This is a genomic window from Aeromonas molluscorum (assembly GCF_051376105.1).
Lineage (GTDB): Bacteria > Pseudomonadota > Gammaproteobacteria > Enterobacterales > Aeromonadaceae > Aeromonas > Aeromonas molluscorum.
The window spans coordinates 810803-834232 of record NZ_JBPQCY010000001.1; the positions used below are offsets into that span (position 1 = coordinate 810803).

At 59.9% G+C, this 23430-nt stretch carries 18 protein-coding genes; 6 read left to right on the forward strand and 12 right to left on the reverse strand.

All coding sequences use genetic code 11. The annotated features are described in order from the left end of the window. Positions 1–112: 112 nt before the first annotated feature. Positions 113–1630, forward strand: a complete 1518-nt coding sequence (locus ACSMDR_RS03880) for an HD domain-containing phosphohydrolase (protein ID WP_436467094.1) — start codon at positions 113–115, stop codon at positions 1628–1630. 117 nt (positions 1631–1747) lie between these two features. Here the strand turns inward: ACSMDR_RS03880 and ACSMDR_RS03885 are convergent, their stop codons facing one another. Next, entirely contained in the window at positions 1748–3046 is a 1299-nt protein-coding gene (locus tag ACSMDR_RS03885; protein WP_436467095.1) for a TIGR03503 family protein, read from the reverse strand. After that, entirely contained in the window at positions 3043–3774 is a 732-nt protein-coding gene (dnaQ, locus tag ACSMDR_RS03890; protein ID WP_436467096.1) for a DNA polymerase III subunit epsilon, read from the reverse strand. Before dnaQ ends, ACSMDR_RS03885 begins: the two co-directional genes overlap by 4 nt. 52 nt (positions 3775–3826) lie before the next feature. Between dnaQ and rnhA the strand changes: the two genes are divergently transcribed. Next, positions 3827–4291 (forward strand): ribonuclease HI, encoded by a 465-nt coding sequence (gene rnhA, locus ACSMDR_RS03895; RefSeq protein WP_436467097.1) that lies wholly within the window; start codon positions 3827–3829, stop codon positions 4289–4291. Between the two features lie 29 nt (positions 4292–4320). Here the strand turns inward: rnhA and ACSMDR_RS03900 are convergent, their stop codons facing one another. Further along, positions 4321–5043, reverse strand: coding sequence for a class I SAM-dependent methyltransferase (locus tag ACSMDR_RS03900; RefSeq protein WP_436467098.1), 723 nt, complete (start codon positions 5041–5043; stop codon positions 4321–4323). A gap of 89 nt (positions 5044–5132) precedes the next feature. Between ACSMDR_RS03900 and gloB the strand changes: the two genes are divergently transcribed. Beyond that, the gene (gloB, locus tag ACSMDR_RS03905) at positions 5133–5897 is read left to right on the forward strand and encodes a hydroxyacylglutathione hydrolase (protein ID WP_436467100.1); all 765 of its coding nucleotides are present in this window, start codon (positions 5133–5135) and stop codon (positions 5895–5897) included. 71 nt (positions 5898–5968) lie between these two features. Continuing rightward, complete coding sequence (locus tag ACSMDR_RS03910; protein WP_436467101.1) at positions 5969–7528, forward strand: lytic transglycosylase; 1560 nt, start codon at positions 5969–5971, stop codon at positions 7526–7528. 73 nt (positions 7529–7601) lie between these two features. Here the strand turns inward: ACSMDR_RS03910 and ACSMDR_RS03915 are convergent, their stop codons facing one another. Further along, positions 7602–8447: an endonuclease/exonuclease/phosphatase family protein gene (locus ACSMDR_RS03915; RefSeq protein ID WP_436467102.1), complete on the reverse strand. Its 846-nt coding sequence runs from the start codon at positions 8445–8447 to the stop codon at positions 7602–7604. A gap of 108 nt (positions 8448–8555) precedes the next feature. Here ACSMDR_RS03915 and ACSMDR_RS03920 point away from each other — a divergent pair, with 108 nt between their 5' ends. Continuing rightward, entirely contained in the window at positions 8556–8780 is a 225-nt protein-coding gene (locus ACSMDR_RS03920) for a hypothetical protein (protein WP_005893866.1), read from the forward strand. A 6-nt stretch (positions 8781–8786) separates the two neighbouring features. Here ACSMDR_RS03920 and yciA read toward each other — a convergent pair whose 3' ends face one another. From yciA to ACSMDR_RS03945, 5 genes are all read right to left on the reverse strand, one after another. Beyond that, complete coding sequence (gene yciA / locus ACSMDR_RS03925) at positions 8787–9200, reverse strand: acyl-CoA thioester hydrolase YciA (RefSeq protein WP_436467103.1); 414 nt, start codon at positions 9198–9200, stop codon at positions 8787–8789. A 172-nt stretch (positions 9201–9372) separates the two neighbouring features. Next, positions 9373–10173 (reverse strand): NAD-dependent epimerase/dehydratase family protein, encoded by an 801-nt coding sequence (locus ACSMDR_RS03930; protein ID WP_436467104.1) that lies wholly within the window; start codon positions 10171–10173, stop codon positions 9373–9375. A gap of 363 nt (positions 10174–10536) precedes the next feature. Then, positions 10537–11544 carry a LacI family DNA-binding transcriptional regulator gene (locus tag ACSMDR_RS03935; RefSeq protein ID WP_436467106.1) on the reverse strand — a complete coding sequence of 336 codons (1008 nt, stop codon included), beginning with the start codon at positions 11542–11544 and terminating at the stop codon, positions 10537–10539. Positions 11545–11715: 171 nt separating this feature from the next. Further along, complete coding sequence (locus tag ACSMDR_RS03940) at positions 11716–13611, reverse strand: transglycosylase SLT domain-containing protein (protein ID WP_436467107.1); 1896 nt, start codon at positions 13609–13611, stop codon at positions 11716–11718. Positions 13612–13685: 74 nt separating this feature from the next. After that, entirely contained in the window at positions 13686–16196 is a 2511-nt protein-coding gene (locus tag ACSMDR_RS03945; protein WP_436467109.1) for a putative bifunctional diguanylate cyclase/phosphodiesterase, read from the reverse strand. A gap of 349 nt (positions 16197–16545) precedes the next feature. Between ACSMDR_RS03945 and hpf the strand changes: the two genes are divergently transcribed. Continuing rightward, positions 16546–16896, forward strand: a complete 351-nt coding sequence (gene hpf, locus ACSMDR_RS03950) for a ribosome hibernation-promoting factor, HPF/YfiA family (protein ID WP_005893875.1) — start codon at positions 16546–16548, stop codon at positions 16894–16896. 112 nt (positions 16897–17008) lie between these two features. Here hpf and ACSMDR_RS03955 read toward each other — a convergent pair whose 3' ends face one another. From ACSMDR_RS03955 to tamA, 3 genes are all read right to left on the reverse strand, one after another. Further along, the gene (locus ACSMDR_RS03955; protein WP_436467111.1) at positions 17009–17521 is read right to left on the reverse strand and encodes a VC2046/SO_2500 family protein; all 513 of its coding nucleotides are present in this window, start codon (positions 17519–17521) and stop codon (positions 17009–17011) included. Positions 17522–17809: 288 nt separating this feature from the next. Beyond that, positions 17810–21574 (reverse strand): autotransporter assembly complex protein TamB, encoded by a 3765-nt coding sequence (gene tamB / locus ACSMDR_RS03960; protein ID WP_436467113.1) that lies wholly within the window; start codon positions 21572–21574, stop codon positions 17810–17812. Continuing rightward, positions 21571–23343: an autotransporter assembly complex protein TamA gene (gene tamA, locus ACSMDR_RS03965; RefSeq protein ID WP_436467115.1), complete on the reverse strand. Its 1773-nt coding sequence runs from the start codon at positions 23341–23343 to the stop codon at positions 21571–21573. Before tamA ends, tamB begins: the two co-directional genes overlap by 4 nt. Positions 23344–23430 lie beyond the last annotated feature (87 nt).

Here is a 23430-nt window from a genome sequence, read left to right on the forward strand (position 1 = left end):
CATCCCCCTCGGCAATTTGAAGCCGATCCAGTTCGCTATTTATATTTCAATGAGTTTGCTAACCTCGGTGAAGCAGTTAAGGTAGGCAGCAGGTGAAACACAGGATCCGGATATGGATGATGACATCCTGATTATCGATGACGAGGTATTGCCTCTTCAGGATAAGCAGCAGGAAGGCTGGAAGGTAATGATAGTGGATGATGAGCCGGAGGTTCATCGCATCACCAAACTCACCCTGAACAAGTTTGAATTCGATGGCAGGTCCATCACGTTCCTCCATGCCTATTCGGCCGCCGAGGCCAAGACGCTGCTCACCATCCATCCTGATGTGGCTCTGATGCTGCTGGATGTGGTGATGGAAACGGACGATGCCGGTCTGGAGGTGGTGCGTTTCACCCGTGAGGAGTGCCATAACAAGCTGGTACGCATAGTGCTGCGCACCGGTCAGCCCGGTCAGGCACCGGAAGATGACGTGGTCAACAACTACGATATCAACGACTACAAGGACAAGACGGAGCTCACTTCCCAGAAGTTGCGTACCCTGCTGCGCGCCAGTTTGCGCTCCTATCGTGATATCTGCTCCCTGGAGAATCATCGCCATGGGCTGGAGAAGGTCATCCAGGCTTCCAAGGGCATTTTCGACAAACTGGCCCTGCGCCAGTTCGTCGAAGGGGCCCAGACCCAGCTATGCACCCTGCTCAGCCTGGAAGAGTCGCAGATCTACAACGTCAGGCAAGCGACCTATGAGCTGAAAGATCAGATGCTGGTCCCGCTCTTGTCCGACAAAGAGCCCATGCGCTTGCACGATGCGCCAACTATCTTTCGCGAGGCCATGACCCGCTCGGCCAACGTCTACCACGGCCATGAGATGGTGCTCTACTGCCAGAACCGCAGCCATCATCTGCTGTTTCACATCGAAGCCCATCGTCCCTTGAGTCAGATGGACACCAGCCTGCTCAGCCTGTTTACCGAAAACATCATAGTGGCGCTGGAAAACATCCGTCTCAACGAGGTGATTGCCGACAACGAGCGCGAAATCATCTATCGCATCGGCGAGCTGGTTGAATCACGTTCCAAAGAGTCCGGCCTGCACGTCAAACGGGTTGCCCTCTATACCGAGCTCTTCTGCCAGCTCCTTGGCATGGAAGAGCAGCAGAGCGAGCTTATCAAGCGCGCCTCTCCTCTGCACGACATCGGCAAGGTCGGTATCCCGGATGCCATCTTGCACAAGCCGGGCAAACTCGATGCGGCAGAGTGGGAGGTGATGAAGACCCATGCCCAACTCGGGCACGACATGCTGTGCGGCAGCAAGCTGGCCCTGTTCCAGATTGGCGCCACCATAGCCGGCAACCATCACGAGAAATGGAACGGCAGCGGTTACCCCCAAGGGCTCGCTGGGGAAGCCATCCCCCTGGTCGGGCGCATCGTCGCCCTGGCAGACGTGTTCGATGCCCTGGGCTCGGATCGCTGCTACAAGCAGGCCTGGCCGCTGGAGCAAGTGATAGCCCTCATCAACCAGGAGCGCGGTCAGCATTTCGATCCCCGGCTAGTCGATCTGATGATGGACAATCTCGATGACTTTCTCGCCATTCGCGCCGCCTACCGAGATAAGTTCATCGGCGATTGCTGAGCGGCAACTCGGCTTAACGCTGGCTCAACAGAGAGTCTAAACAACAAGGCCGCCGTCCCTGGGGACGGCGGCCTTGTGCTATGTCGGCTGGCTCGTTCTGTTTGTTGCCTCCGGGCCTCACTGCTCGGGCAGGTTGAGATCCAGCACCGGGCCGGGCTCGGCCTCTGCCGCCTGCTGGGCTGCCATCGCCCGTTTGAAGGCACGACGTTTTTGCCACAGCATGAAACCCGCACCAGCCCCCAGCACCGCCAGCACGCTCAGACCGATAGTCAGCCAGAGCCACCAGGGGGTGCCTTCCTCCTCCTCGAAGGCGGGCGCTGGCACGGCCTCGCTTGTCGGCGGAGCAAGTGCCACAGGCGCCAGCACCGGATAGATGTCAAATGACTTGTCCGGCAGGGCGATACGCAGCTCCCGGCCACTGCGGCTGGTGGCAAACAGCTCGGCGCTGATCCGATACTTGCCGACCTGGGTCAACTTGGCGAGATCCACCTTGAGCACCCCCGTACCGCCCTGGGCACTGAAGCCGGTGTGCGCACCGGTATTGCTGGTGGTCTCGCCTTTGATGGCGACCGTGGCCGGATCCAGCTCATCCTCATCGATCTGCAGCACCAGCTCGGGCCCTTGCTGTTCCCCTGTGCTGCGCAGTTGATAATTCACCGGTAACGGGTAGAGCAATACCTCCTGCCCACGGGCCCGCACGAACACCTGATTGCCTGTGCTGATCAAGGCCCGATACTTGCCAGCCGGTGCATCCAGCAACACCTCGGTGGTGAGGATGCCATCAACTGGCACCTCGTCAAGCCCCTTGCCATCGTCCAGATAATGACCGAGTTGCTTCTCAAACACGGGCTCCCCCTGCTGTTCCGGGGTGCTGAAGGCTTGCAGGCGGGCGGTCATCCCCAAGTCGGTCAGGTAATAGCTGCGATCCGGGATGTTGCCATCGATGAGCAGGCGCGCCCCCAGCTTGAGGTATTCCCCCTGATAGAGACGCTGGGGCAAGGGCTGCATATCCAGCGTCACATCGCTGAGCAGCCGGACTCGGTTGCTGGGATCGACTGCCCCAATCGCCTGCCAGGGGCCCGCCATCGGATGGCGTACGGTGATCACATCCTGATCCCCCAGGGCGAGCCACCCCACCTCGGGAGCCTGCACCCGGCCTGCGTACAGCTTGCTGCCATCGGGGCGCACCAGGATCACCGAGGGGCTGCCGGGCTGGCGCTTGATGATAAAGGAGACCTCCTTTATCCCGTAGTCGATGCGAAATCTGTTGTCGAGCAGCGGTACATCAGAGGGACCGAATACCTCATTGGCCTGTGCCGTGGCCTGCATTGTGCCAAGCAGCAAGCCTCCCAGCAGCCAGAGAGATACCCGTCTCCGGTGACCCAAGCCACTCCCCTGCCCAGCCCCAGATTTCATTGACGCCACAGGCAACTACCTCCCTTCTTCTGTACCAGATCCAGCCGGCTTTCATGGTCGGCCTGCGCCTCAGCGCTGGCGCGGATCACCTTGAGCGGTGACCTGTTGGCATCCAGGCGGCGTATGCCTGTGTCCTTGTTGTTATCATCCCCCCCCTCGGCGGCCAGATTGAGTTTGGTCTGGCCACCTGTCATCAACAGATAGACGTCCGCCAGTATCTCCGCATCGAGCAAGGCGCCGTGCAAGGTACGGTGGGAGTTGTCTATGCCGTAACGATCGCACAGGGTATCCAGGTTGTTGCGCTTGCCCGGAAAGAGGTCCCGCGCCATCGCCAGGGTATCGGTGACGGTGCAGATATCAGTGGTCTTGAGAGAGAGGCCGAGCTTGCTGAACTCATAATCCATGAAGCCCACGTCAAAGGGGGCATTGTGGGCTATCAGTTCGGCGCCACGAATGAAGTCGATAAACTCATTCGCGACCTTGCTGAAGGGAGGCTTGTCGACCAGGAAAGCATCTGTGATGCCGTGTACCCGGATGGCCTCGGGATCCACCAGCCGATCCGGCTTGAGGTAGACATGATAGTGGTTACCGGTCAGGCGACGGTTGATCACCTCCACGCAGCCGATCTCTATGATGCGGTGGCCCAGATAGTGCGGACCCCCACTAAAGTTCATACCTGTGGTTTCAGTATCCAGAATAATTTGGCGGTTGGCTTGGGCTGTGTTCATGTTCCAATCTATGTCAAACTTCGGTTTTACTCGCTAGTTTACCCCAAGGCTCATGTTAAAACAGATTGATTTATATACGGATGGTTCCTGCCTCGGCAATCCGGGCCCGGGCGGCTATGGCGCAGTCATGGTCTTCGGTCAGCATCGCAAGGAGTTGGCTGGGGGCTATCGCCTGACCACCAACAACCGCATGGAACTGATGGCCGCCATCGTCGGCCTGCGCACCTTGAGCGAACCCTGCCAGGTGCGGCTCACCACCGACAGCCAGTATGTTCGCCAGGGCATCACCCAGTGGATCATCGGCTGGAAGAAGAAAGACTGGATGACCGCTGGCCGTCAGCCGGTCAAGAATGTGGACTTGTGGAAGCAACTCGACGTCGAAGCCGCCCGCCATCAGATTGAATGGCTCTGGGTAAAGGGTCACTCGGGTCACCCCGAGAACGAGCGCTGTGATGAGCTGGCCCGGGATGCCGCCAGTGGTAAACAGCTGGCCGAAGATGTCGGCTACCAGCCCTGACACCTCCTGTTGAGATCTGCAGCTACCGGCTACCCGCCCTGGCGAGCCATGCCCGGCGCTGTCACCTGTTTGGCCAGCTGCCAGGGGCGGCGCACCGGCACCAGCGGATAACGCCGCTTGCGTGCCGCTATCACATAGACAGAGGCGAAGGGGCGCAGATAATCACGACCCAGGCTCTCGCGCCACCAGCCGATGCGGCTGCGCTCTCCCATCATGGCGTAGCCGAATCTGTCATCGTACATCACCTCGAATCCCAGCAGCTGCAGCCAGTCGGTGACTCTGGCCGGGCTGAACATGCGCGCCGACCAGGGCAGTCGGTGACTGAACCCAGGCAGCAGGTGACCAAGACCAGCCAGGCTCAAGGGGTTGTAGCTGCTCAAGATGAGCCAACCATCATCGGTCAGCACCCGTTCGGCCTCACGAAGCACCTGATGGGGATCCTTGCTGAAATCGAGTACGTGGGCCAGCAGGCAAGCATCGACACTGCCCTCCTTGACTGGCAGCGCCAGGGGATCCCCCAGGCAATCGAGCAGCCGCCCCTGCCCTGCCATGCCAATCTGATGACGAATGCTGGAATGGCCGCAGGAGAGCTCGGCGCTCAGACTGCCTATCTTGAGCAGGTGATAGCCAAAGAGTTGCGGGCACCAGCTATCGAGCCGCTCCTGGATCTCTGCGGCGACCCAATCTCCCAGCGGTATCTCGGCCCAACTGGTCGGGATCTCGAGCTGTTGTTCGGTGCGGGCCAGCTGCATAATAGGACTCAACCTCCGGAACATGGGTTAACACGCCACCCAGTTATATAAGATCCCCTCCATGAAGAGAACATAAAGAGGCCAATGCCATGTATCCAGTGATCACGATACCCGCTTTTAATGACAACTATATCTGGTTGATCAGACACGAAAATCATTGTCTGGTTGTCGATCCGGGCGACGCTGTGCCCGTCCAGGCCAGGCTCGATGACCTTGGCCTTGATCTCGATGCCATACTGCTCACCCATCATCACCACGACCATGTCGGCGGGGTCGATGCGCTGCTCAAACGCTACCCCAAGGCGCGGCTGTATGGCCCCAAGCTGAGCCCATTGCCTGATCAACATGGCCAGTGGCTCGATGAGGGAGACAAGATTGGCTGGCACGATCTCACCCTCACCGTCATGCATGTGCCCGGCCACACCCTGGGTCACATCGCCTACCATGGCAGCGGCATGCTGTTTTGTGGTGATACCCTTTTCTCTGGTGGATGCGGCCGCATGTTCGAAGGCACCCCAGATCAGATGCATGATTCACTGATGCGCCTGGCCGCGCTGCCAGATGACACCCTGGTTTATTGCGCCCATGAATATACCCTCTCCAATCTGCGTTTTTGTCTCGCCGTCGAGCCTGACAACCTGACCTTGCAAAAACGCATTGGCCAGATCAGCAAGCTGCGCCAGCAGGGCCTTCCGAGTCTGCCAACCCGCTTGGGTGACGAGCGGGAATTCAACGTTTTTCTGCGCTGCAACGTGCCGAACGTAAAATTTTCTGCTGAGAAACAGGGGATGAAATACTTGGAAAATCCAGTAGATACCTTTGCCGTACTCAGGCGCTGGAAGGACACTTTTTGAACAAACCTTGATCAGGCCAGGTTTGCCGCTTATGATGCGCGCTGATTTTCTACCAAGATGACCTGCGTGAGATGAAGTTACGAACGGCCTTATTGGCGACGCTGTTACTCAGCGGATGCCAAAACCTGAATCATCAGGATGACCGGGCGCTAACGGCAAATGAGCCGATCAAGTCCCCACAAGTCAGCAAAAAACTGCATAAAAAGCATGTTTCAGGATCCTTCTTTAGCGACGATCAGCTAGACGAGGTGCAGGATACGGATAACCTCTGGGCCCGTATCAGCGATGACATGCAGTTGGATTTCCAGGATAACCAGCGCATTGGTCAACAACGTGCGACTATCCTGCGCAGTGACAATCATCTGGCCACCATTGCCAGTCGTGCTGAACCCTACCTCTACCTTATCGTTGAGGAGATCGAACGGCGCGGGCTGCCAATGGAGCTGGTGACCATCCCCATGATAGAGAGCATGTTCGATCCCCATGCCCGCTCGAGCAGCAATGCGGTCGGCCTGTGGCAGTTCGTGCCCCAGACTGGCCGTAATTTCGGTCTGCGTCATGACAGCTGGTATGACGGTCGCCGCGACGTGATCGCCTCGACCAATGCCGCCCTCGACTACTTCGAATACCTGAATCGCTTCTTCGACGGCGACTGGCTGCAAACCTTGGCCGCCTATAACGCCGGTGAAGGTCGGGTACGCAACGCCATACTGCGCAATCAGAAGCGAGGCCTGCCCACCGACTACTGGTCATTGGACTTGCCGCGCGAGACCCGCATGTATGTGCCTAAGGTCCTGGCCATGGCGGATGTGCTCAGCAATCCCGACAAGTACAATATCAGCCTGCCGGTGCTCGCCAACGAGCCCAAGCTGCGGGTAGTCACAACCGAAGGGCAGATAGATCTGCATGTGGCCGCTCAGCTCGCCGGACTTCGTCCCGCCGATCTGAAAGAGGTCAACCCGGCCCTGAGCCGCTGGACCACCTCCCCCAGAGGCTCCTACCGCCTGCTGGTGCCGGTAGAGTATGCCGACAGCCTGGAGCTGGCCCTGGCAGACTTGCCGCAGCGTGAGCGTGTGCCTACGCGCTCCTATCAGGTTAGCTCCGGTGACACGCTGTCACGGATAGCCATGCAAAACGGGGTGAGCGTCAATCAGCTCAAGACCGCCAACAACCTGCGCGGCAATAGCCTGCGTCGTGGTCAGACCCTCTATATTCCGACCGGCGGCAAACCCATGGCTACCGCCTCGGTACAAAAAACCGCGCCCAGCAAGCCAACCCAGCTCGCCGCCAACGCCTCTGGCAACAAGCGGCACTACAAGGTGCGCTCCGGCGACACGCTCTGGAACATCAGCCGCGCTCATGGGGTGACCCATAACGATCTGGCGAAATGGAATGGCCTCAACGCCAAATCCGCGCTCAAACCCGGTATGCAGTTGGTGATCTGGTCCAAGAGTGCCAAGAGCCGTGACAAGTCCATGGTCTATCAGGTACGTCGCGGTGATTCGCTCTCCGCCATTGCCGCCCGCTTCCAGGTCGCCGTCGTGGACGTGATGCGCTGGAATCAGCTCGACAAAAGCGGTTATCTCAAGCCGGGTCAGGAGCTGACCCTGTTTGTCGACAACAACAGCTAAGCGCTGTATCGCCAATAAAAAACCACCCTACGGGTGGTTTTTTATTGCTTCAAGTCGAGCTTGAGGTCTCGGCTTAAGGGGTCACAGACTGGGCGGCGAAGCGGGCCATGATGGGATTGTGATCAGAAGCATCGGTCGCCGGGCTCTTCACTTCAACCAGATCCAGATCCCGGAAGTAAAGGTGATCCAGCGGGCGGCCAAAGGCACGGCGTCGCAAGTCCGGCGAAGGGATCGCTTCTTGCAAGCCCAGCTCTTCTACCAGCTTGGCAAGCCAATACTCCCGCTTCTCGCTCCAGGTATTGAAATCACCGGCCAGGATCACGGGGCCCTGATGACGGTGTACCAGGGCGGTCAGGTCGTTGAGCTGCTCGCGGAAGGTGGCCATGCCAAGTTCGAAGTTCACCGCATGCAGGTTCACCACCAGCACACCGTCAGGATCGCCCTGTAAGGGGTACAGGCTCACCAGACCCGATTTGGGAATGCGCAGCAGTGGCTCTGGGGAACGGACGCCGCAGACGAACGCCTGGTGCGTCTTGGCCACCGTCATCACGCCAAATGAGACGCCGCCCTGGGTAAAGGCTTGCAGTTGCTGCCACTGGAAACGACCGGCCTGCAGCCAGGCCAGCATGTCGGGCTTGGTCGCCGACTCCTGCAGCAACAGCAGATCCTGATCCTGGGCAAACGCAGTCATGCCCTCATGCCAGTTCTTGCGCTGCCCTTTGTAGAGATTCCAGACGGTGATGCCGAATTCCCGAGGCAAGGCTTCGGCAGCCAGGGCCACCAGCGGCGGCTGATGGCAGCTGAGGTTGGGTACTATGCCTTGCGCCGTGACCAGATGATCCCTGGACGGCACCTCGAAGCAGCCGACCAGGCCCAGGGTCAGCAGAGAGGTACCCAGAATACGATAACTATTTTTCATTGGCTAACAACCACCTGGCTATCTTTGCGTGCTCGTTCAACAAAATATCATCCAAGCAGACTAGGCTGAACATTCGCGCTCAACGTCAAGCCACTGTGGAGGATCCCCATGCCCAGACAGCAACAATACCGTGTGACCTTTTACGATCAGCAGGGCAATTGCCATCAGGTTGAGTTATCCACCCGATACCAGATCAGGCGCGACCCACAGTGCGATCTCTGTGTGTTCGATACGAACCAGTGCGTGGGGTCTGAGGAGATGCTGGAGAGCATGATACGGCAAAAAACCGGGTTTGAGCAGGAAATATCCATCATCAACGCCCGGCTTATCTGACTCCCGCTACACAGGTACCGAGCGCGGTTTACCCTGATCGTCAATAGCCACGTAGGTGAAGACCCCCTCGGTAACACAGTAGCGCTGGGCATCATTCGCCCGCAGTACCGGCTTGACCCAGACCTCCAGCTTAAGCCGCATGGAGCTGCGTCCCACCTGTAGACAAGTACCATAACAACAGACCACATCACCCACTTTGACCGGGCTGTGGAAGGTCATGCCTTCTACCGAGACGGTGCAGATCCGCCCCTTCGCCAGCTCCTTGGCCATGATACCGCCCCCTATATCCATCTGGGACATGATCCAGCCGCCGAAGATGTCGCCATTGGGGTTGGTATCTGCCGGCATCGCCAGGGTGCGCAGCAGCAGATCCCCTTCGGGCTGACGTGCCTGGGTAGCTGTATTCGTATCGACCATCATTACTACTCTCTATGATTGGGGTGGCGGCATGATAGGGACAGGCTCCGCCCTTGGCAAATGCTATGCCCAATCCCGGGGCTGCCAGCGCCAGACGAATTGATGATCTCCCCGCCGCCATGCCAATGGCCAAGGCTCACACCAGTCAAGGTATCCAGCCACCGTTGAGCCCGGCTCACAATGCCACGCCCGCCTCGCTCGCCAACCAGACCAGGGGATCTGGTACCCGATAATCAAAACCCAGCTCGCGGCAGATCCGCGCTCCTGTCACAGGCGAAAAATCACCCGCCGGTTCGATGAAATCAGGGGCCACCAGACCAAGACGCCGGGCTGCGACGCGGTAAAATTCGCGGCGGCTGGGGTGACCGGGAGCGCTCAGGGTGTAGCAACTGCCTGACACCCCTTGTGCGAGCAGCAAGCAGCAAGCGGCAACTACATCTTGCTGATGAACCAGATTGACCGCCTGATCGCCGCCACTGACCGTCTTGCCTGCCAAGAATCGACCAGGGTGGCGGCCAGGGCCATAGAGCCCGGCCGGGCGGATCACAATGGCACGTTCGAAACCGGCAGCCAGCACCGCCTGTTCCGCCGCCAGCATGCGCAACCCCCGTTCAGTTTGGGGGGCAGCCTGCTCCTCTTCCCGCTGTCCCGGCGCCCACACCGAGGTGGCACTGACGAACAGGATATTGCGCACCCCGGCTGACCGGGCCTTGGCGCACAATTGCATGATGGCGCCTGGGTAGTCATCCGTCTTGCCGGGCGGCACACAGACGATCAGGCTGCCGACGGCCAGAGGCCAGGCTGCGTTCACCTGCGCCGAGAGATGCAACAGGCAGGCATCCAGTCCGCTGGCCCGCAGAAGATCAACCTTCTCCTGACTGGTCACCGTCACCGCCACCTTCCGCCCCTCGTCAATCAGCGCTTGAGCAAGAGGCAGACCAAGCCAGCCGGCCCCCACTATTCCGACGCTGGACACAGCGTCTGCTGCGCTCTCATATCGTGCTTGTCCTGGGACAGCATCTTGCATGTTCACCTCCGCTGTTGATGAAAACTCTATGGCCATGGATGGTATGCCCCTGCGGCCAGGTTCGGCGACCCGAGCGGGAAAAAAACCAAAAAAAAACGGCCATCCATGATGACCGTCGAAAGTAACGAAGGAAACAGCTGGATAACCAGTCATCTCCCACAGCGGGAAAATCGGGAGCCTGAGCTCCTAATTCGTGGGGCTCATGCTAGTGTTCTCCCAGCCAAAAAGCTATGAAGCAGATCACAGTTGAAAGGGATTTCTGAAAACGCTTTCAATTTCTGGCTTGAAAATGGCCCGCTTGGGGCCATCTTGTCATGCCATTTCGGTGACAGATTCCCGGGCGACCAGCTCGGCTTCGAACTTGAGCGTCAACCCCTCCGCCGGCTTATGGTTCAGCAGACGCAGCGCCAACTCTGCCGCCCGTCCCCCCATGGCTTCGATGGGGTAGCGCACCGTCGTGAGCTTGGGATAGATATAACGGGCGTAGGGAATATCGTCGAACCCCACCACTGAGACCTGTTGAGGGATCTTGTAGCCACGCTCGAGCAGGCAGGAGATGGCCCCCGCCACCATGGCATCATTGAAGCCCAGCACGGCACTGAACGGGACGCCGCGCGCCAGCAGCGCCGTCATGGCCACATAGCCGCCGTTTTCGTCGGCAAAGGCGCGACCTATCAGGGCAGGATTGACCTCTATCCCGGCCCGCGCCAAGGCATGGGTATAACCGGCCATGCGCTGCTGGCCATCGACAAACTCCTCGTCATCCGAAGTGACAAAGGCTATCTGGTGATGACCCGCATCGAGCAGATGCTGACAAGCCGTGGTAATACCCGCCTGGTTATCCAGCCAGACGCAGCGATCCTCGGCACCCGGCACCTGACGATTGATGAAGACCACGGGAGTGGAACCTGCCGCCAGCTCGCTCAACTCCTCGTCCGGCAGTGCCTTGCTGTGCAAGATCAGGGCATCGCACTGACGTTGCAGAAGAGCCTGTATGGCATGGCGCTCACGCACCTCATCATGGTTGCCTGACATCACGATAGTAAACTTGTCGGCGCGATCGACCACGGTTTCGATGCCGCGCATCATCTGGGCAAAGAAGGGTCCACCACACAAATCCCCCACCAGTACACCGACGCAATTGGAACGTTTACTGACCAGCGCCTGGGCAAAGCTGTTGGGACGAAAATTCAGCTCCTTCATGGCCGCCAACACCGCCACCTTCTTCTCCGGAGCGACCTGTGCCGTGCTGTTGATGACACGGGACACAGTCGAGATGGAGACATTGGCCATTCGGGAAACGTCTTTAATCGTTGCCACTCTCAATTCCTTTCATTAGGGGGTTCGCCGCGCTTGGCTCGCCATTATAGCGACCCGTTCAATCCTGAACGCGGCGCCCGATCACCTGGCAGGTTTCTTTTTGTAACAGAACCTTGCCCCATGATACCCCTATCCACTGAGGATAGGGAGCCGGGGCCGCGCCGCACATCGTCAGTACTGGTGGCGCAGTTCTCGTTCGGACATGAAACGCAAGGGTTGCTTGAGCCTGTGCTGATAGATGAGGTCGAACGACAGCACATTCTGCACATAGTTGCGGGTCTCCTGATAAGGGATGCTCTCGACCCAGACATCCATCGGCTTGTCGGTGTGCGCATCGCGCCAGCGTTTCACCCGGCCCGGTCCCGCGTTATAAGCGGCGGCAGCCAGAATGCGGTTACCGTCATACACATCCAGCAGTCGTTTGAGATAGGCACTGCCGAGGCGAATGTTCATCATGGGATCAAACAGCTGCTGAGGATCCCGGTAAGGTACTCCCAGCTTGCCGGCGGTCTCCTTGGCGGTGGCCGGCATCAATTGCATCAGACCCCGCGCGCCCACGGGTGACTGCGCCAGCGGATAGAGGGCACTCTCCTGACGGGAGATGGCATAGAGCAGGCTGGTATTCATGACCCGCTCACGGGCCATCTGGGAGAAGGTGCGTTGCAGAGGCAGCGGGAAGCGCAAGTCCAGGGCATCCCAGGCCTCGGCGCGAATGCTGGCCAGAATAGCCAGCTCATGCCAGCCCTGATTGAGGGCGACATGGCCAAATTCGATGCGCTGGGCCACCGAGTTGCGATCCATGTTGTGGATCCACTCCGAGCGAGCCGCGGCGATTTCGTTCATGGCGAGCAGCTCCTTGACCCGGGCCAGGAAGGGCCAGCGGGTTGCGGCACTGCGCCAATCCGGGGCCCTGACCTGCGGCTCATTCTTGAGGCGATAGGGCACCCCGCTGCGCTGAGCGGCCATAAAGCCATAGAAGCCCCGCAGGCCGGCGGTCTCAATATAGAGCGCTTTGGCTGGCTTCTGTTGGCCCTGCACTTCCAGAGACCGCGCCAACCAATAGCGCCAACGGTCCTCTTTCTGGCGCGCAGGCGGCATCTGCTTTATCCAGCCGGACAGGCCGCGCCAATCCTCCTCCCAGACGGCAAGCCGAGCCCGCAGCTCCACCAGCTCGGGCTGAGCCCGCACCTGGCTGTCGACCCACACCCGCTGAGCCGGGGATCTATCCAGCAGGTAACGCCGGGCGATGGCGTACTCAACCGGCTTGAGTTCCTGGGCACTCAGCGCGAAACGGCTGCGATAGCTGGCCAATGCCCCCAGCACCCGATCTGGCTCGCTGTTGGCATAACGCACCAGCCCCTGCAGCAACAGTTGGCGCGAGTGGCGCTCCTGGCTGAAATAGACGGGGTTCATCACCTTGGCGGGTTGGCTCAACAAGCTGGCCATCAGGGCGCCACTGCCCTTGAGTCCGGTGCCGAGCTGACTGGTCAAATGATTCACCAGGTTGCTGTTGCCCCCTTCGAAGGCGAGCATCATCCGCGACCAGATAACTTCCTGGGTCCGCAGCCCGGCACCTTGCCAGAGGGTAAACAGCGAGTCGCAGGCATCCGGGCGTGACTCACCGCTCAGCCAGAGCTTGCCCGCCTCGCGCAGCCCCTCCTCGCGATGGCCGGTATGGTAGCGCGCCTCGTAGTGCATGCAGCGCAGCTCGGTGGAATTGGGGACATCGGGATAGAGCCGCAGGAACTGGGACCACTGATTGCTTTGGGCCAGATGAACGAGATAGCTGCGTTCCAAACGATTGGACTGGGGGGTATCGGCGTGATCCCTGATGAAGCGAGTGACCTCGCCATACTCGGCGCCGCCCGGACGAAACGCGAGTCGGTAATAGTCCAGATAAGGCAACAGCGGATAGTGGCCGAGCTGACTTCTGAGCATCTGGAAGCGAGCCATGTCGTTAGCACGCACCGCATCATAGGCCTGGCGATAGCGCAACTGATCCATGGTCTGCGCCATGGCCCCCGGCACCAGGAGGGCGGATAAGATGATTCCCCAGACGGCTTTCACTCGACTTCTCCCTAAAATCGGGCGCCCAATGGCGCCCTGTTCTGTCTCCCCATTCTACCCGTAAACGGCCCGCGCTACAGCTCTGCCGCGATGGAATTTCTCGTCTCGAACTTGCCCGCCATCCGTTTGACGTAGCGTTCCAGATAAGGCACGGGCAGAGGCTTGGAAGCCAGATATCCCTGGTAGAAGTGGCAGCCCTGGGCCCGCAGGAATTCCAGCTGCTGGCGCGACTCCACCCCTTCCGCCGTCACGTTGAACCCCATGTGACGGGCCATGGCGATCACCGCCTCGACGATGGCCATATTGTCACCGTCCCGGGGAATATCCTGGATAAAGGATCTGTCTATCTTCAGCTCGTCGGCTGGCAAGCGCTTGAGATAGCTCAGGGAAGAGTAACCGGCGCCAAAGTCGTCAATGGCGAAGCTGATGCCCAGTTGCTTGAGCTCGGTCATCTTGCTGATGGTGTCCTCCGCATGGCCCAGCACCACGGACTCGGTGATCTCCAGGTTCAGGCAGGCCGGATCCATGCCCGTCTGCGCCAGCACATCATGGATGCACTCGACAAAATCATGGGCATGAAACTGCTTGGCGCTGACATTGACCGACAACTGGGGAATATGGATCCCATTCTCCTCCCAGCTCACATACTGGCTGCACGCCTCATGAAGAACCCAGTTGCCGATGTCGACGATGAGATCCGTCTCCTCGGCGATGGGGATGAATTCGGCCGGAGAGACCAGCGCTCGTCCTGGCGGTTGCCAGCGGATCAGAGCCTCGACCCCGATAAGATCCCCCCCTTCCACCAGATGCTGGGGCTGGTAGTGCAACATCAGCTCTCCCCCGGTCAGGGCGCTGCGCAACTCGTTGTGGATGAGCAGGCGCCGGTCCGCCTGATGCTGCATGGCGGCGTCGAAGAAGCGGCGGGTCTTGCGGCCGGCCGATTTCGCCTGATACATGGCGGTGTCAGCCTGCTTGAGCAGATCGTCCACCCCCTGGTCACGCCCCGGAAACAGAGTGATGCCCACGCTGGCGCCTATGTGCAGCACCTGCCCACCCTGACGATAGGGCGCCGCTATCTCGCCAATCAAGCGTTCGGCAATCAAGTCGGCCTGCATCTCCGCCTGGGGCGGACTGCTGGAGAGCGAGGGCAACAGCAGCACGAACTCATCGCCACCGAGGCGGGCCAGACAATCCCCCTGGCGTACCAACCGCTTGAGGCGAGCGGCCACCTCCTTGAGCAGCCAGTCACCGGCAGCATGGCCGAGGGAGTCATTGATGGTCTTGAAGTGATCGAGGTCGATAAACAGCAGGGCGCCGACCAGATGATCCCGGCTCGCCGCCATGAAGGTCTGCGCCAGGGTCTCGTGCAGCTGGCGCCGGTTTGGCAGTCCGGTCAGCTCGTCGTAATAGGCGAGATCCTGAATGCGTCGCTCGGCGGCCTTGCGCTCGGAAATATCCTCGAAGCAGATGACGAAGTGACTGATCCGCCCCTTGTCATCCTGCACTGGGGTCACGATTTCCCACTGGGGATAGCCGTGACCACGGGCGTGGCGACGCATCGTCTCCCCCTGCCAGCGGCTCAAGTGGTCGAGCTCATAACCCAGCCCCCCCTCACTGGGCCAGAGATCGCTGCTCAGCCGCTTGCCAAGCACCGCCTGGCTGGAGAAACCGGTGATCTGGCTGAAAGCATGGTTAACCCGCAATACCTTGTAATCGGGATCCGTGATGATGATGCCTTCATGGGTCTCGAATGCCACGGCAGAGAGCCGCAGTTGGGCTTCACTCTGCAGCCGTTCCAACTCGGCCACCATACGCACCGAGAAAATGGTGAGGACGGCGGCCAAATCCGGCAAAGCCACTGAACCGGAGAAAAGCAGCGCCAGGTGACCCAAGGTCTGGCCATGGCGATCACACAGGGGATGCCCATGATAGGTGAGCCCCGGGGCAAGCCAGGGGTGACCCGAGACTGGGGCTTCCAGCACCAAAGTGCAGGCTTGGCCTTTCTCATACAGGGTCTGGCAGGGCATGCCCGCCAGCAGGTAGTGATCCAGATCGACCCCATGGCTAGCCAGGACCCGCAGTGACGCCGCATCCCCTCGCTCGGCCAACCAGACCGTATCGGCATTGAGGATAAGGGCCAGTTCATCGACCAGGGTATTGAAGAACTCCAGGCCTGTCTTGGCGGAGAGCGCCTGTGCCAATTGAGCCAGCAGGGGATCTTGCACCCGCAACGGGGAGCGTCGGTCATTGGCCTGGGCTGGCAGGAAGGGGTGATCGTTGACCTCTATCGGACTGACCCAGCCACAACAGAGTGCCTGCTCGGGGAGATATTGGCCGCACCAGAGGAAATGATGCGCCTGACCATCCTCCCCCTGCAGGTGACCAATAAATTGGCCAGGCTTGTCCCCTTGCTGCAGACGGGAAAGGAACTCGGCAAAGCCGACCTCGTCGGCAGGATCCAGGTTATCGCTCCAGGGGTGAGCGCCCTCCCCTTGCCAAAGCTGGTTAGAGGCATGATCCGAGACCCGCCACTGGCCCTGCCCCGGATCATAAAACCACATCATCTGAGTGGCCTGCTGCTTCATGTACGACTCCAACTTATTGTCTCTGCCCCAGAATGCGCAGGATACCGAGATCGCCCTCGCCTCCCCGAATATAGTGGGAAAGGAAAAATGGGGGGGCTGTTCGGGTGAAACCTGATTTAAAGTCGGCAGACTGTGCTGCCGGGAAGGGACAGATAGGATCCAATTTCCCCATACTGCCTGCCCATTTCATGCAGCTCAAGTGCTTTTTGGCCCAGAAGCCGAAAAGATCACAATTTACAATTTGATGAATAACAAAGAGCAGATAATGTGATTCAGATCACATTATCTGCTCACTCCATGGGTATTCTGAAGGTGAAGACACAAGCAAGACGACCCGAAGGGGGCCAATATGAAAATTGAAATCACCAGTAAAATCATCGAGATCACCCCGGCAATTCGCGAGCGTATTGAATCTCGCTTCAATAAGCTCGAGCGTCTTCAGGTGCCGCTTATCACACCCCATGTGATCGTCTCCAAAGAACGACTGATGTTCAACATTGAAGCCACCGCCGGTATTCCCAACGGCAAACTCTTTGCCCAGGCAGAACACGAGGATCTCTACGCTGCTATCAACGACCTGGGACAGAAGCTGGAGCGTCAGCTCAATCGTCATACCGAAAAGCCCCTGGCGCGCCGTGGCCAGTCTCCCCTCAAGGAGCAAGCCCAACCGGAAGAATCCGACGCGGAAGTTGATGCTTAATGTGAAAAATAATCAGTTGGAGAGAAAAAGGCGGCTTAGCCGCCTTTTTCTATGGCCATCTTTTCTGGGCCAGAGTGCGGAGTCGCCAATTTTTGGGGCCCATTCAGCCAGGTCAACTTCGCCAGTGCAGCCTGGCATCCACTCCTTGAGCCAGCCTGTCCAGCAGCGGCAACATAACCAGGGGATGGCTCTCGCGCCCCTTGTTGGCCAACTGCCAATGCGCCGCTGCTCGTGCCCGGCCCAGGGCGCTCAAGTTATCAAGCACCCCTTGATCCAGCACAGCTTGCCGCCCCACCAGAGGGGGAGGATTGAGCGCCAACCAGAGTCTGGCGTCCACCATGCTGCCCCCCTGCTGCAGCCGCTCGGTCAGGTGCGAGCTGTCGGCCACCTCGTCGGCCTGCAAGGGAGTCGCCGGAGCCAGTCCGAACCGCGCGCGCCAATCCATCTTCGCCTCGGGGGAAGAGAGAGCCTCATCAAACCAGGGCTGCTCTTCCACCGCCTCGGTGAGCAGGGCCAGGTGCAGGCGAAAATCGGCGCGATCGCCCCGCAACAGATCCTGATTGAGGCGCTGGCCCAGCTGACCTTCATCGACCAGCAGGCGTTCACGGATGGTATTGGGTAGCATGACGAGTCTGGTCTGGGAGAGGTTCCCTGTTATCGGCAGCATCGGGCCAACGTTTAGGGCAGGTTGCTGCCATAGCGCTCATGGGCAGAAGCGTCGCGACATAGCGCAGCCATCTCCCGAACCAAATCTTTGCTCCCAACAGGCGTCATAAGCCCGGGACGTCGACGGTTGCACGCCGACTCACTCATCCTCAACAGCGCCAGTCTTGTGCCAATTGATGCCGGAATCGGCTGCACCTTGAAAGCAGGAGGGGAGCCTGAGCCCCCCTCTTGTTCATTGCCATTCCCGCTAGAGGGTAAAGCGGTAGAAGATGTCCACCGCCTGCGCCACCCCGCTCATGGCCTGCAGATAGAGCCTCGGCAACACCTCATAGCGCAGCTTGAACTCGGCGATGGGACTGAACACCCCCACCCCGTACTGGAACTGCAGACCCGGCAACAGATAGGCAGATAGGGTCACCTGGGTATCATCCCCACTCCCCTCGGTATCCAGGGAGACATCGCTCATGCCCAGCGACTCGCCGATATCGGACACGACGCCGCCAACCTGCCCGACCGCTCCGGCCACCAGCAGGCCGTTGAAACCGCCATCTTCCCCTCCGGTCTGCAGGCCCTTTCCGCGCAACAGGTAGGAGAGCTGCTCGGACTGGGCCATCTGCGGCTCCGAATAGACGGTGATCTTCGGCTTGCTGGCCGGCCCCGTTACCCGGACACCGACGGTCACATTGTTCTCTATGGTGTCAGGATCCCGGTAGGTCTCGATATTGAGGTAAGGCTTGTCCAGCGGGCCGGAGAAGATGATGCGCCCCTCCTTGATGATCAGGTTCTGACCATAGGCCTTGAAGCGACCATCTTTGAGCTCCAGCTGCCCCGTGCCGGACAGGGGCTTTTCCGGCTCCTGGTTGAGGTTGATGCCACCGGTCACCCTGGTCTTGAGCCCCATGGCCTCAAGGCGGATGTCATCGCCCAGCACCATCGCCACATTCATCTCCAGGGGCAGGGCGGTCTGCTCTACCGGCGGCGCCAGCTCGTCATAGATGATGGTGACATCGTCGGAGCGCGCCACTGCGCTCTCCGGCAGGTTCTTGACCAGGATCCGCGCCCAGGGGATCACTATCTTGCCGGTCACTTGCGTCTTGTCACCCAGGGAGATGGCAAGATCCGGCGAGACACGCACCCGGCCCATGCCGGGGTACTGCGCTTCCAGATCCTTGCCCTGTATGGTCAGGCTGCCCTCGACGGGATTCTTGGCCCAGCTTATCCAGCCCCCCAAGGCAAGCGGCCCCTTGCCCACCAGCATGCTGCCGTCCAGCTCGGCCCGGTTGCCCTCGATCTTGAGGCGGGTCTTGAGCTGCTTGAGGGTCACCATGTCGGTGTGGGTCTGCACCTCGCCCTCGACCAGATTGAGCTGACCAAACAGCAAGGGCGTTTTCAGGGTGCCGTCGAAGCGGGCATCGGCACTGATCACCCCTTGCAGGGAACGCACCTCGGGGATCAAGGGCGCAAACGGGCTTAGCTTGAGGCCGTTAAACTTGAGCTGGCCCGAGAGCGCGCCACGGCCGCTCGGATCCTTGATGATGAGATCCGTGTCGATGTTGCCGATGTCGGCGGAGACGAAATCGAGGCGCAGGGAGGCCTGCTGGGGCTCGAGATCGAAGCCGATGGCCAGTTGCTGATAACGGGTGGTCAGCTCATCGGCAATGAAGGTGCCAGGGGTGGTGCGCAGGGTGGCATGTACTCTGGGTTGATCCCCTTTCCAGCTGGCACGCCCATCGGCCGACAACACCGCCTGCCACTGGAAGTTGTCCGGCAGCCAGGGGCGCAACCGTTTCAAGTCAAACTCGTTCAAGGCGAAGGCGAGCTCCCCTTGCGCCGCCGAGACCTGGCTTCCTTTGATACACAGACTGGATTGCTGGGAGCCCAGGCAGAGATCGCTCATGGCCAGTCGCTGCTTGTCGAGATCGACGTCCAGGTTCCAGGGTGCCTTGAGTTTCCAGCGCTTCATGGGGGTCTTGATGCTGAGCTCCGTCAGGGCGCCACGCCAATGACTCTTCTGCACGCCGCCATTGAGGCGCAGGTTTGCCGCCAGAGGATCCCCCTTCATATCAAGAGAGAGCCGATGGCGACCAAGATCGCCGTCGGCATCCAGTTTGATCTCTTTGAGAACAGTGCTGCCCTGGGTCAGCTTCGCCACCGTCAGGGCCAGCTTGCCCGCCGGCACCTCGCCGATCACGCCATTGCCCTTGAGCACTATGCCCTTGAGGTCAGTACCGGCATAAAAGAGACGGGGCGAGCTCAGGGCCGCATTGAGGCGTGGCGCCTGCTGGTTGCCACCCAAGGCCAGAGTCCCGCTCAGATCGCCACGCAAACCGGGGTAGATGCCGGAGAGATCCGGGGCAGCCAGCGTGGCATCGAGCTGCCAGAGTTGTTCGGTGAGCTTGCCCTTGGCTTGCAACTTGTTGGGGCCGGTTTGCAGCATGAAGGCGGGGATCTGCCAATTCATGGCATCGTCGCCGCTGAGCTGGCCGGTGATGGCAAGCGGGTACTTGTTGAGCTTGCCGTCGACCTTGAGGGTCGGCACCTTGAGCCGCCAATGACCGGCATCGCTGAGCTGAAACTCACTCTCGACCCGGCCCGCCAGGGTGCCCTTGATCTCGGGTACCAGCTCGGCGGGGTCTATCCCTTTGAAGCTGGTCACCCCCTGCCACAGCACGCCTTTTTGCCAGGCCAGTTTGCCATCGAGCTTGAGCTCACCTTGCAGGGCATTAAGCAGCAGGTCGATGTTGCTGAGCTGACCCAAGTCGCCCTTGCCCTTGAGAGCCAGTTTGAAGGGGGGAACATCGGTCCCCTTGCCTGCGGTATTGAGGGCAAACTGATAGCCTGACAACGCCCCTTTGGCGGTCAGGCTCCCCTTCTGCAACTGATAACTGGGCTCCCCTTCCGTCGGCTTGTGCAGCGGCCAGTTGAGGCCGGGCCAGTTCAGCGTCACATCGAAGGGCAGGTCCGGGTCCAGAGCAGCAAGTGACCCCTTGAGCTTGGCGGCGACCGGCCCCTTGGCGTCTAGGGCCAAGGCCAGCTTGCCGACCGAGCCACCCAGGGTCAGGGTCGCCTGCTCACCCTTGAGCTGGTTATCGAGCAGGGCCTTGCGGGCCTTGGCGGTCAGGGTCAAGTCGAGGGGATAGTCACCCAGCAAACTGATGTGACCCTTGAGATCGAGATCGGCCATGGCGTGGCGCAGGAACAGCTGATCAATGTCGATACGCTGCCCCTCCCCCCGCACCGAGAGCAGCAGTTTGTCGATGCCCTCCTTGAGATCCCCTTGCTGGTAGCTGAGTCGAGTCAGCATCACCCCCTCGAGACTCAGCGGGAAAGGCAAGTCTATCTTGGGCAATTCGATGGCGATGGCGCCCTGCTCCGAGCTCGCGACCAGGGTGGTCGATTCCGATGCCTTGTCGGGAGCTTTATCTGTGGATGCTTTACCCTCGTTCAGGGCTTGCTGGTCAGCGGGCGCCGTCTCTGCCAGCTTGACCGTCAACCCATCGAGTACCGGGCCACGCACCGTCAGACCATGCCTGTCCAGTTTGGCGCCAATGTCGAGGGAGTTGAGCACCAGCGCCAGACCGGGGACATCGACGTCCAGATCGCTGATCTTGAGGGCATCGATCTGGATGCGGATAGGCAGAGGGCGCCAGACGAAGGGCTCGCTGGGAGTCTCTTCGCTTGGCGCCGATTCGGCTACCTTGACGACCGGATGGGTCAGGCTCAGGGAGCGGATCCAGAGCTGGCCTTGCAGCAGCTTGCCCAGATCCCAGTCGAGCACGGCACGCTCGACCCTGGCATCCACCAACTCGTCCTGCCAGCCGACCCCTTCCAGAGTCCAGCCATAGCCAAGCTGACCGGCCACCAGCTCACCCTTGAGGGCGGGCAGCGCCGATTTGGCCTGCTCCCAGAGCCATTTATTCCCCTGGTGGGTAAAACCGAGCAAGCTGATGCCGATCAACAACAGGAAGATGAGGCCCATCAGCCAGAGGAAAATACGTTTCAACCAGATCATAATTCAGGCCCCAAGGCAAAATGCAGACGCAGGGGTTTATCCTCCTCCGAGATGCCAACCGCCAGATCCAGCCTGACCTGACCGATTGGGGTCACCCAGCGCACCCCGACCCCGGTGCCTATCTTCCAGGCCTCCTGATAGTCATCGGTGGCGGTGCCGCCATCCACAAACAACGCCCCCAACCACTTCTCGCTGAATCTGTAGTTGTATTCGGCGCTGAGTGCCGTGGTGTAACGGCCGCCCAATAGCTGACCATCCGCATCCCTCGGCGCTATGTCCTCATAGCCGTAGCCGCGCACCGTCTGATCACCACCGGTGAAGAAGCGCAGGGAAGGCGGCACCAGCGAGAAGTCATCACCGACGATGGCCCCTTGTTCGGCCCGAAACAGGAAACGGTTGTTCTCTCCCAGGGTACGCAGCCACTTGGTACGGCCCCAGGCGCGCATGAAGCGGATGTCCGAACCCCAGGTGGGGTCGGAAAACTCCAGGGTAAGTTGCTGCCTGTCGCCCCAATCCGGCACCATGCCGCCACGCAGTCGCAGTCGTGACCAGGAGACGCCGGGGATCAACAGCAGACTGTTGCCCGCATCCGACCCCTGTTCATAGCGTTCGTTTTCCAGACGCACGAAGACGTCCCTGTCCCAGGCATCCGGGCGCCGCTTCCAGCGATGAACACCGAAGGTGGTCAAGTCGGAGCGGGTGTCGTTGTTGTTGGTGTAGCGATAACCAGCCTGCAGGGAGTAGTAATCTTGCAGCGGATTCTTGCCGATGATCGGGATCTGGTAATCGAAACTGAGATCAGCCTGAGGCGCCGACACATTGGCGGTGGCATTGAGGCGGTGGCCATAGCGGTTGATCCAGGGCTTCTCCCAGGTGGCACTCACCCTGGGGCCCACATCGGTTGCATAACCGATACCCGTCTCTATCTCGTGCTGGGTACGCGGCGCCAGGGTGACCTGGATAGGCACCTGATCTCCCTGAGCCTCACTGATGAGTGGCTTGAGATCCACCTGCTTGAAGAGCTTGGTCGAAGAGATATCCTGGGAGGTCTCCGCCATCTTGATGGCGAGATAGGGCTCGCCGCGCTTGATGCTGACGAGGGGCTGGATGAGGCGCAGCTCTTCCGGGGTAGCGCTGTAGCGCACCTCGCCAAAGTGATAGCGGGTACCGGAACGAAACACTATATAGATCTCGGCCGTGCCCTTCTCCGGGTAGACCTTGACCTGGCTCTTGCTGATCCGGGCATTGAAGTAGCCCCGCGCCAGTCCCAGGCTACCCAGATCCGCCTTGATGGATTCGTACTTGCCGTGATTGAGCTGATCGCCCTCCTTGAGGGGCAGCTTGTCGAGCAGTTCACTGTAGATCTCGTCGCTGCCCGCATCTCCCTCGAGCAATACATCCAGCCGGGAAATAAGCACAGGTTCCCCTGCCTTGACGCTGACGATGACCCTGGACGGTTTGTCCTTGTTCCGGGTCAGCTTGACCTCAGGCTGGTAGTAACCATACACCTGCAGCGCCTGCTCGGTACTTTCGATGATCTTGGCCCGGGCGGGTCTGTATTGGCGTTCCTGATAAACGGGCAGGGCGTTGAGATAGGCTTCGACGTTCTCTTTGTTGGCACCCTTGAGCCCCTTGACCTGATAGGTCAATTTGGCGGCCATGGCCGGGGAAGCCAGGCAGCAGAGGCAGAGCGTCAGCCAGAGCCAGGCGCGCACCCGGCGGCGCGGCTGCGATTTACCCGAAGGGGTGGGCAGATAGCATCCTGTCAAACGTCAACTTCCCCGAATTTCATGCTCAAGCGAACGATGTTGGTGCCATCGTGATGATATTGGCGAGGTCCTGGCCTCACGGATTTC